Origin of the sequence: Chryseobacterium piscicola, from assembly GCF_900156685.1 — a bacterium.
In the GTDB taxonomy this organism is placed as follows: Bacteria; Bacteroidota; Bacteroidia; order Flavobacteriales; family Weeksellaceae; genus Chryseobacterium; species Chryseobacterium piscicola.
The window spans coordinates 437,255-447,437 of record NZ_FTOJ01000002.1; the positions used below are offsets into that span (position 1 = coordinate 437,255).

General features: G+C 32.9%; 12 protein-coding genes and 1 tRNA gene. 11 read left to right on the plus strand and 2 right to left on the minus strand.

Annotated features, from left to right (window positions below; translation table 11 throughout):
- The first annotated feature begins 19 nt into the window (after nucleotides 1–19).
- The 5 genes from BW939_RS05980 to BW939_RS06005 all read left to right on the plus strand — a co-directional run bounded on the left by BW939_RS05980 (nucleotide 20) and on the right by BW939_RS06005 (nucleotide 4,230).
- A complete protein-coding gene (locus tag BW939_RS05980) occupies nucleotides 20–1,891 on the plus strand; it encodes a hypothetical protein (RefSeq protein WP_076450787.1) in 1,872 nt (623 codons plus the stop codon).
- 129 nt (nucleotides 1,892–2,020) lie between these two features.
- On the plus strand, nucleotides 2,021–2,626 hold the full coding sequence (locus BW939_RS05985) for a DUF2911 domain-containing protein (RefSeq protein ID WP_076450857.1): 606 nt from the start codon (nucleotides 2,021–2,023) through the stop codon (nucleotides 2,624–2,626).
- Nucleotides 2,627–2,637: 11 nt separating this feature from the next.
- A complete protein-coding gene (locus tag BW939_RS05990) occupies nucleotides 2,638–3,168 on the plus strand; it encodes a GNAT family N-acetyltransferase (protein WP_076450790.1) in 531 nt (176 codons plus the stop codon).
- Entirely contained in the window at nucleotides 3,165–3,533 is a 369-nt protein-coding gene (locus BW939_RS05995; RefSeq protein WP_076450792.1) for a cupin domain-containing protein, read from the plus strand. The genes BW939_RS05990 and BW939_RS05995 overlap by 4 nt, the downstream gene beginning before the upstream one ends.
- A 319-nt stretch (nucleotides 3,534–3,852) precedes the next feature.
- Entirely contained in the window at nucleotides 3,853–4,230 is a 378-nt protein-coding gene (locus BW939_RS06005; RefSeq protein ID WP_076450795.1) for a PEGA domain-containing protein, read from the plus strand.
- A 76-nt stretch (nucleotides 4,231–4,306) separates the two neighbouring features.
- On the opposite strand, the gene BW939_RS06010 is transcribed toward BW939_RS06005, so the two are convergent.
- Together BW939_RS06010 and BW939_RS06015 are read right to left on the minus strand one after the other, a co-directional pair.
- Complete coding sequence (locus BW939_RS06010) at nucleotides 4,307–5,050, minus strand: dienelactone hydrolase family protein (RefSeq protein WP_084566609.1); 744 nt, start codon at nucleotides 5,048–5,050, stop codon at nucleotides 4,307–4,309.
- A gap of 124 nt (nucleotides 5,051–5,174) precedes the next feature.
- Nucleotides 5,175–5,606: a type I restriction enzyme HsdR N-terminal domain-containing protein gene (locus BW939_RS06015; RefSeq protein ID WP_076450797.1), complete on the minus strand. Its 432-nt coding sequence runs from the start codon at nucleotides 5,604–5,606 to the stop codon at nucleotides 5,175–5,177.
- 8 nt (nucleotides 5,607–5,614) lie between these two features.
- Here BW939_RS06015 and holA point away from each other — a divergent pair, with 8 nt between their 5' ends.
- The 6 genes from holA (at nucleotide 5,615) to BW939_RS06045 (ending at nucleotide 10,103) form a co-directional block, all read left to right on the plus strand.
- Nucleotides 5,615–6,652 (plus strand): DNA polymerase III subunit delta, encoded by a 1,038-nt coding sequence (holA, locus tag BW939_RS06020; RefSeq protein WP_076450798.1) that lies wholly within the window; start codon nucleotides 5,615–5,617, stop codon nucleotides 6,650–6,652.
- 112 nt (nucleotides 6,653–6,764) lie between these two features.
- Nucleotides 6,765–7,859, plus strand: a complete 1,095-nt coding sequence (locus tag BW939_RS06025; protein WP_076450800.1) for a hypothetical protein — start codon at nucleotides 6,765–6,767, stop codon at nucleotides 7,857–7,859.
- 119 nt (nucleotides 7,860–7,978) lie between these two features.
- The gene (trxB, locus tag BW939_RS06030; RefSeq protein WP_076450802.1) at nucleotides 7,979–8,920 is read left to right on the plus strand and encodes a thioredoxin-disulfide reductase; all 942 of its coding nucleotides are present in this window, start codon (nucleotides 7,979–7,981) and stop codon (nucleotides 8,918–8,920) included.
- 53 nt (nucleotides 8,921–8,973) lie between these two features.
- Nucleotides 8,974–9,342, plus strand: a complete 369-nt coding sequence (crcB, locus tag BW939_RS06035; protein WP_076450808.1) for a fluoride efflux transporter CrcB — start codon at nucleotides 8,974–8,976, stop codon at nucleotides 9,340–9,342.
- Between the two features lie 143 nt (nucleotides 9,343–9,485).
- Nucleotides 9,486–9,573: transfer RNA gene (locus tag BW939_RS06040), tRNA-Ser, on the plus strand.
- Nucleotides 9,574–9,824: 251 nt separating this feature from the next.
- Entirely contained in the window at nucleotides 9,825–10,103 is a 279-nt protein-coding gene (locus BW939_RS06045) for an Arm DNA-binding domain-containing protein (protein ID WP_076450810.1), read from the plus strand.
- Nucleotides 10,104–10,183 lie beyond the last annotated feature (80 nt).

The following is a 10,183-nucleotide window of genomic DNA, read 5'->3' on the forward strand; positions in this document are numbered from 1 at the left end:
TTCTTTAATTCAAAATAAAATGCAAAAAATAAATAAATTCAATCAATTTCTGCTCGAAAAATACCCAACAATCTGGAATACCAAAATCGTTTGGATGCTTTTGGCGGGAATTATCGTTCATCTATTATTTTTTATTATCGGGTATGTTTCTTATATCAACCCGAAATCCCTTCAAACAACGAATGTAACAGATGATTATTACCGAGACGGAATTATTTTAGTTCATTTGATTATTTCCATCTTGATGATAGTGGGTTGGCTAATTATGATGTTTAAAAATAATGCTTTCAAAAACTTTTATCCCAATTCCAAAGGAAAACTGTTCTCGCAATTCTTTCAATATTTTGTGATTATTTTCGTTTGTACTACTTTTTATTTTTCTTATATGATTGGTTTTAAGATGTTTATAAACAGTAAATATCCCGATACAGAAATGAAAGCAAACATCGAAACCATCAATCGCGGTAATGCTTTTTTAAGTCAGAATTTAGAGTTGTACACTTTAGATAATCGCCTTTCACCACAACCTTTTTTCGATCTGTATTGTGAAACAGATATCAAAAAAGTAGACCGTACGAAGAAGTATTTTGTTTTTTATAATCGTGTTTATCAATACTATTCTGTGTATTCAAAGACATCATATCAGAAAGATTACAGAAAAGATTTTATCATTCCGCAACCAGAAAAAGCCGAAGAAAAGGAGGTAATTTACTCTGAGAAAGATGGAGACAAGTCTGAAACTTTTTACTTCAAAAAAAATGTTGTTGATGTTTCTCAGCAAATAAAGTTTGAAGGTGTTAGTTTTTATAATTTTTCTGAATTGTTTTATGAAGACAAAAGCAGAATCAGTGACTATTCTAATATCAACTATTACGAAAAAAACAGTGTAGACTCTCAAAATATTTCGCTCAAAAAGAAAAAAGCCGAAATTAACAGAAAAACTGCCGAGCTTTTAGATAAAAACAGTCCCGCAGAAATTGAGCAACTTCTTTCCAGATTCTTGAAAATATCCAATCAATTTGCCATTGAAAATAATCTGGATGCCAAGCAATGGATGAAGATGGTTTATTCTCCCACAAATTTCAATGTACGATACTTTATAAAAAAATACAAACCATCGCTAGGACAAGAATATGATCCTAACAATTCTGAAGATTATGATAATGTTGCACTAGCAGCCGATTCTGCAGTAAGTGTTGCAGATGCTGCAATTGTTAACAAAAACGGCGAGATCGTTAACGATAGTATTTTAATCAAAGATTTTAATCCTGAAATAAATAAACAAATCTCTCCTGAAGATTACTTTAAAAAAAACACAACAGATTATTATTACTACACAGACAATCTGAAGGATTTTCTTACTAGCGTTGATGATGTAAAATCGTATGACTTTTTTTCTCAAAATATTCACATTTATCTTTGGATTGCATTTTTCTTGGCAACATTTATTTTAAGTTTTAGAATTACAGGTTTGAAATCGCTATTATTCAGTATTATTTCTGCGGGAGTTTTAACTTTACTGGTAACATTAATCGTGGTTTTGTACGCTGTTTCTGTTTCAGGAAAAGAAGAATTTTTTGTAGCGTATCTCGTATTTATTATCTCAGTTTTTATACTTTCTGTTCCGATTTTTGCGATGAACAAATTCAACAAACTCATTACATCTCTATTTGTCAATATTTCCTTGAATGGTTTTGTACTATTTGTACTTCTACTCTTCGGAATCGTTACCATTCATCAGAAAGAAGCATGCAAAGATATTGATGGATACTGCCAAACAATCATGGATTCTCTAGGATTAGGATTGAGCTACATTATCTTAATCTGCGGGTTTCTGTTTATGTTTTTCTACACAAAAGTATTGCTGAATTGGAAAGCGAGACCAGAATAATCCAATATAAACCTTGTACGTTTTTTACAAGGTTTTTTTATGATAATAAAATCATACTTTAACAAAATTTATCAAACTCAAAAACCAATTTCTGACATCGATTTCGTAATTTTAGCAAAATTTAAAAAAGTGAAAAAATTATTATTTGCAATTTGCATATCAGCTTCAGCTTTCAGTTTTGCACAAGATTATTCGGTGCCGGCAGCCAGTCCGCGTCAGAAAGTTGAGCAACAGTTTTCTATGTCAAAAATCAGCATCGATTACGGAAGACCGGGTGTGAAAGGAAGAAAGATATTTGGAGAATTGGTTCCTTATGGCCAGGTTTGGAGAGCGGGTGCCAATTCATCTACAAAAGTTACGTTTGGTCAGGCGGTTAATTTCGGAGGAAAAATGGTTCCTGCAGGAACTTACGGTTTGTTCATCGTACCTACAGAGAAAGAATGGAAAGTGATTTTAAATAAAGATTTCCAGCAGTGGGGCGCTTACACTTATGATGCTAAAAATGATGTGGTAGATGTAACTGTTCCTGTAAATAAATTGGCAGACAAGCAGGAATGGTTTGAAATCACCATTAATCCTACAGATGAAAACTCAGGAAACTTAGTAATTAAATGGGATATGGCACAGGCTGAAGTGGCTTTAAAACCTGCAAAACCGGACGCAGTTACTAAAATTGCTGAGAAATTGAAAGAAATTAAAAAAATAGAATCTGACGCTGCAAAAACAAAAAGCTAAGATTTATAAAGATGAATTTTTCTATTCAACCCATTTTAGAAAATGAAAAATATCAATTAATCCCCTTGCAGAAAGGGGATTTTGAGTTGTTGTATGAAGTGGCTTCCAATCCTGAAGTCTGGGAGCAGCATCCAAATAAAGACCGATACAAAAGAGAAGTTTTTAAAAACTTTTTTCAAGGTGCGATAGAAAGTGAAGGCGCTTTTAAAATTGTGGAAAAAGCTACCAGAAATATCCTAGGAAGCACTCGTTATTATGATTTTGATGAATCTAAAAACAGTATTTTCATTGGTTATACTTTCTACGGCACCAGTTCATGGGGAAAAGGCATCAATCCACAGATAAAAAACTTGATGTTGGATTATATTTTCCAATTTATAGAAAAGGTTCATTTCCACATTGGGAAGGAAAATTTCCGCTCACAAATTGCTTTGGAAAGATTGGGCGGACAAAAGATTGCTGAAGAAGACGTGGCTTATTTTGGTGAACCAAAGAGAACCAATTTTGTGTACGAAATAAGAAAAGAAAATCGTAAATCATGAAAAAATATAAAATTCAGAAATCACCATTTGTGGTTCCTACAAACGACGGAAAACTGATAGAGGAACATTGGGGAAATTCTACTCAAAACTCTAATATTTCAATTGCTCACATGATTGCACCTCCAAATTGGAGCGAGCCTCATCAAACTCCCGAATTTGATGAATTTACAATCGTTATTTCTGGGAAAAAGCAATTTGAAATTGATGGAGAAATTGTGATTTTAGAAAAAGGACAAAGTATCTTAATAGAGAAAGGGGCAAGAATCCGTTATAGTAATCCGTTCTCAGAATCTTGTGAATATGTTGCAATTTGTCTTCCTGCTTTTTCTATGGATTTAGTTAATAGAGAACAAGAAATAATTTAAATATGGCATTAAAAATTTGTCCAAAGTGTAAAGAGAATTCTTTTACTTGGTTTATAAGCGGAAAAACCCAGCTGACAACGTGGAGTTGTTTTGATTGTGATTACGAAGCGAAGCAAACTGACAAAGATGAACAGGTGTGTGAAAACTGCAAAGAGACATCAAAAATAAAGTTGAAAGATAAAGAAATAGAGTATTGGTGGTGTTCTAACTGCAATGAGATTTCCTAAACATTACCTTGAAATTTCGAGATGATTATTCATCATATAATGAAAAATTATTGTAAGTTCGTGCCTTAATTTATTAAGACTATAAAATAACCATGAAAAACAAACTAACGATTCTGTTATCGATGAGCATTGCTCTTTCTACAACATCTTGCGCAAGTATTATTACAGGCACTAAAGATAAAATAACGTTCAACACAACACCAGAAGGTGCAAAAGTATTTCACAAGGGAGTTGAAAAATGTACTACGCCTTGTACTACAGAAATTTCAAGATCTTTAGGCAAACAAACAGTTACTTTTGCAAAAGAGGGATTCATCAGCAATGAAGTAAAACTGACAAAGAATTTTAATGCTGTTTCTCTAGTAAATATCTTAATTGGAGGAGTTATTGGTATCGGAATAGATGCTGCTACTGGTTCTCTTACCAAATATTCACCAAAAGCTTATACAGTTGAATTAAAAACTAAATAATATTTTTGTAAAAATAAAAAATGCTTCGATAAAATTTACAATAAATTTCATCGAAGCATTTTAAGTTATTGTCAATTTATTTCAAAATTTCTTTCAAGAAAATCAGCGTATGATTCCAGGCTCTTTTTGCCATTAAAGGATTGTAATCTGCAGATTTTGGATCTGTAAATGTATGTTTTGAGTTAGCGTATGTGATGATTTGCCAATCTGCTTTTCCGTCATTCATTTCTTTAATCAGATTGTTGTAATCTTCCGGTGTTACACTTTTATCTTCCGCAGGATTCTCTACTAAAATTCTAGTTGAAATAGCTTCATTCGGTCTTGATTGATCTTTTCCGATACTTCCGTGAATAGAAACTACGCCCACAACAGGCAATTTTCCTCTTGCAGATTCCAAAGCTCCAGTTCCTCCGAAGCAGTAACCGATGACCGCAATTTTCTCTGGAATGGCACCGTTTTTCTTCAATTCTTCCAACGCCAGAGAAATTCTTTTTTGGTAAGCTTCGTAATTTTGTTTATAAAATCCCGCAGTTTTTGCTGCAGAAGCATTGTCCGTAGGTATGTTGCCTTCACCATAAATATCGGCAATGAAAGCAACATAACCTTGCTTTTCTAAATCTGCAGCGGCTGTTTTTGCTTCATCATCTATTCCTTTCCAAGCAGGAAGGATGAGGACTCCGGGCAGTTTTTTTCCGGCGTTTGATGTTATTAAACCGTTGAGTTTTTGCAAACCATCCTTATAAGAAACTTTCTTTAAATTTTGACTGAAAACTATTGTTGAACTAAGCAAAGTTGCTGCGATGAAAATAGATTTGAACATATTTTGTAATTTTTTGATGTCAATAACTGTGATGTTAAGTAAATAAAACAAACTGTAAATTTGCTAAACATAAACACAAATTGTTCCATAAAAACTAAAAACGATTATTTTGTTTAAAGAAAAATCACTCTGCTTTGTAAAACTGATATTCTCCATTCTCATAATACGCATTGATATGCTGTAAACCATTCGTTAAAACAATGGCAGAAGCGCCAATAACAGAGTTGTATCTTGCCGTCTGTTCGAAGGTTTTTTCTGTTAATTTAATTTGTGGAGCTTTGCATTCAATCAAAATTTTTGGTTGTGCTTTTTCTGTTACCAAGAGGTCAATTCTTTTGGTTAAACCATTGATAACGATCTTCTTTTCTGTAATTAAAGCCGATACAGAGTATGATTTTACAGTGAGATAATAATGGATCCAATGTTGCCGTACCCATTCTTCAGGAGTAAGCAAAAGGTAAGTTTTACGAACCAAGTCATAGATAAAAAACTTATCTTTGTCTTTCTTGAATTTAAAATCAAAAGTTTCCTGAAAATTGAGTTTGGGAAGTTCCATTTATTAAGATGAAAGAATTAGATTTAATCCTCAAAAATATTAAAAATAAAGAAGTTTTACCGATTTATTTTTTCCACGGAGAAGAACCTTACTTTATTGATGTTGCTGTAAAAGCCTTTGAACACGACTTTTTGGAAGAAGACGAAAAAGCCTTCAACCAAACTGTGACCTACGGAAAAGACACCACCTATCAGGAAATTCTTTCTTTGGCAAGACAATTCCCGATGATGGGCGATAAGCAAGTGATTATTGTAAAAGAAGCGCAAGACTTGAAATTTAATGATGAGGAAAGCAAGGCTTTAGATGCCTATGTAGAAAATCCTGTCCCGTCGACGGTTTTGGTTTTTGCCCACAAACACAAGAAATTAGACAGTCGAAAAAAAGTAACGAAAACTTTAGCGAAAATTAAAGCGCTTTTTCTGAGCGAACCATTTAAAGATCATAATCTTCCCAAATGGATTGCAGACGAGTGCAACAGGATGCACATAAAAACGGCTCCAAATATTTCTCATCTTTTGGCAGAATATCTTGGCAATGACTTATCAAGAATTTCAAATGAGTTGGGTAAGCTGAAAATAATCTTGAAAGAAGGTCAGGTTTTAGACGGTACGATTGTAGAAAATCACATTGGGATCAGTAAAGAGTTCAATGTTTTTGAACTTCAGAAGGCTTTAGGGACGAAAAATGCAAATGCTGCTTTTAAGATTGCTTATTTTATGGGCAAAAACCCTAAAAACAATCCTTTTGTGATGTTGCTTTCGAGCTTGTATAATTATTTCTCAAACGTCATTATTTACAATACGATGATGGGGCAATCTCCGCAAGTAATTGCCTCGCAAATGAGCATTAATCCTTATTTTTTGAAAGATTATGCAGAAGCAGCGAGATTATATCCTTTGAAACATTCCACAAGAGTGCTTTCAATTCTGAGAGAATTTGATATGAAAGGAAAAGGATTGGGCGCTGTCAATATGAGTGATGCAGAATTGATTAAAGAGCTGGTATACAAGATTATAAATGTTGATAAAATAAAAATGAAAGTTTGATTTTTGAGCTACAATTTTTCTTCGCCGAAAATAATTTAAAATTTTCATTTAGAGCCATACCGTATTAAATAAGAAATTTTCAGATATTAACGAGTATTATTTTAACTTTAAAATGAGAAATATATATGCAATCATTTTAGTTTTATTGTTTCATCTTTCATATTCGCAATTTAAAATAAAGTCTATCTCGCCGGTTGTTGATCAAAATGATGCTTTTAATGTTCAGGTTATTGAAACGTTAGGTTATTTTTTAGGCACCCAAGATTCCAAATTCTGGCTAGAATCTGATTTTAAAAGGTTCAAAGAACCATATTACGAGATTATTGGGATTGAAAGCGGCAGATTGGGAGTAAACTTTTATCAGCCTTCATTATTGGAAATTATCCCTACCGACGAAACAGATAAAAGAATAATTAAGGTAGCATATATTGGCTACAATATAGAAACAAAGTCAAATCTGATTAAGGCAATCTACAATATAATTGCCGTGAAAAAAGACAACAAAATTTTCTTCAGTAAATATATCGATTACGCAGCTAAAGATTGGCAAATAAAGAAAGTAGATAACATAACTTACTATATTTCGCCGCTGAAAAATTATAATATTCAAGAAGTTGAAAAGCAAAAGACAGACATTAAGCTGCTCTCAGAATTTTTTGAAACTGAAAAATTTCCAATATTTTATTATTCAACAGTTTCCCCAGAAGAGGTTTTCAATTTAAAAGGTTTTGATTATCATCCGATGATGTATCTTGATCAATCTGGAGGATTTGCAGAAAATTACAACATTATTATTTCCGGAAATAATTCAGAATATTACACTCATGAAATCGTTCATTTATATACTTCAAAACTTTTCCCCAAAATAGATCCCTATTTTGATGAAGGAATTGCTACATTTTTTGGAGGAAGTGGTAAATTTGATTATCAATGGCAGAAAAACAAATTGAAGAAATTTCTTACAGAAAATCCGGAATTTGATGTGTTAAAACATTTGGATATTTATGAAAGACTATATTTTGAAAAAGAAACTCCAATTCCGTACATAGTATCTGCCGTTTTTTGTGAAATGATATTATCTAAATTTAGCACAAAAAATCTTTTTTCTGTCTTTAAAAACGGTACTTCAGCAAAGGAAGGATTTCAAATTTTTAATTTATATGAAAATAATATCAATACTGAATTAAGGAAGTTTTTAAAAATATAAAAGATGAAAATCAGCTCATCGAATTTTAAGATATTAAATATTGACAACTATCATTAATTTTCTTTTAATAAAACATTAAAAATTCCGAAATTAGCATTCTTGAAATTGATAAATAAATTATGGAGCAAAATATTTTAGACTGTGTAATAGTAGGATCGGGACCTTCTGGTTTTACAGCAGCAATTTACGCAGCAAGAGCAGACCTCAAACCTTATTTATATACAGGTTTAGAACCAGGAGGACAATTAACAACAACAACTGAAGTTGATAATTTCCCTGGGTATCCTGCAGGAATTACCGGCCCCGAGATGATGATGGATTTGCAAAAACAAGCCGAAAGGTTTGATACAAAAGTTCTTTATGAAATGATCACAAAAGCCGAATTTTCTAATGAAGTTGGCGGTATACATAAATTATATGCTGGAAACAAAGAGATTTTCGCAAAAACCGTGATTATTTCTACTGGTGCCACTGCAAAATATTTAGGTTTAGACGACGAAAAAAAATACAATGGAGGTGGAGTTTCTGCTTGCGCAACCTGCGACGGTTTTTTCTACAGAGGAAAAGATGTGGTGGTCGTGGGAGCCGGCGATACCGCAGCAGAAGAGGCAACGTATCTTGCAAAATTGGTCAATAAAGTGACTATGTTGGTAAGAAAAGGAGAGTTTAGAGCTTCAAAAGCAATGATTCACAGGGTTGAAAATACACCGAATATTGAAGTGAAATTTCACCACGAGTTAATAGGAATTGAAGGTGAAAATAATTTGGTCGAAAGAGCAGTTGTAGTCAACAATCAAACTCAGGAAACATCTACAATAGATGTTCACGGAATTTTTATCGCCATTGGTCACAAGCCAAATACAGATATTTTCGTTGGTCAAATTGATTTGGACGAAAATGGCTATATTGCTACTGAAAAAGGCTCTACAAGAACTAATCTTCCAGGGGTTTTTGCAGCTGGTGATGTTCAGGATCATATTTACAGACAGGCTATTACTGCTGCAGGTAGCGGTTGTATGGCAGCAATGGATGCTGAAAAATATCTAGCAGAGTTGCATTAATTCATCTACTAAAAATATATAACGCACCTCGTGAGGTGCGTTTCTTTGTTATTATGAGAAATATTATTTTCATCTTTCTTGGTGGTGGAGTAGGTAGTGTAGCACGCTATTTAGTGTCCTTTTATACGCAGAAACTCTGGACAATTAATTCATTTCCCATGGGAACCTTCACCGTTAATATCTTGGGCTGTCTTTTTATAGGTTTTCTTACTTCCTATTTTATAAAAATTGATAATTCACTTAAATATCTTTTAGTAACAGGTTTTTGCGGTGGTTTTACAACTTTTTCAACATTTTCAGTTGAAAACTATTCTATGTGGCAAAATCATGATTATCTTACCCTATTTCTTTATATTTTCTTAAGTTTAATTTTAGGTTTTGGAGCAGTAATTTTGGGAATGAAAGTGGAAAGTTTAGTTTAAAACAAATTGAAGATCAAATTAATTAAACTGATTTTTAACGAATTAATAATTAAACTTAATTTTTATGTAAATAAAATTTTGTTAGAATTGAAAAACATTATATATTTGCACCACTGAAAACAAAGATACTATCTGAGTTCTAGGGAGAGATGGCAGAGTGGTCGATTGCGATAGTCTTGAAAACTATTGACTGTAACAGGTCCGGGGGTTCGAATCCCTCTCTCTCCGCCAGTTGGGGAACCAAAATAAGCTAAAACGCTGTAAACATTGATGTTTACAGCGTTTTTTGTTTTTACGCTAAAGTCAAAAAAAATCAAAATAGGTCACGATTTATATGACCTTTTTAGTGATCCATCGTGAAAATTGGAAAATAGGTCACAAAAAACTCAGGGAAACCTGACCAATAGGCAGTCTAACGATTGTACATCTTGCAAAAAGTGGTAACAAAAACTAAATTATTAAACAATTAAAGTTACCACACAATGAACAAAACATTCAACCTGTTATTCTTTATAAAAAAGAATAAAATCAGAACCAACGGAACCGCTCCAATCTACTTGCGAATCACGATAGATGGCAAGGCAGCGGACATTGCCGCTAAAAGGTATATCGAACCGCAGAAATGGGATGGTAAAGCGCATAAGGCACTGGGTAACTCCCAGGAAGCTAGAACGCTTAATGTTTATCTTAAGACTTTAGAGCAACAGGTTTACGATTCACACTACGTAATGTTAAAAGAGGATAACTGGATATGCAAATAAAAATTCCAGTATAAGTTAAGCTACATTTTGATAAATTTTGTTTTGATTATTAAACTCTTCAATAGTTTTGTATTTCAGTG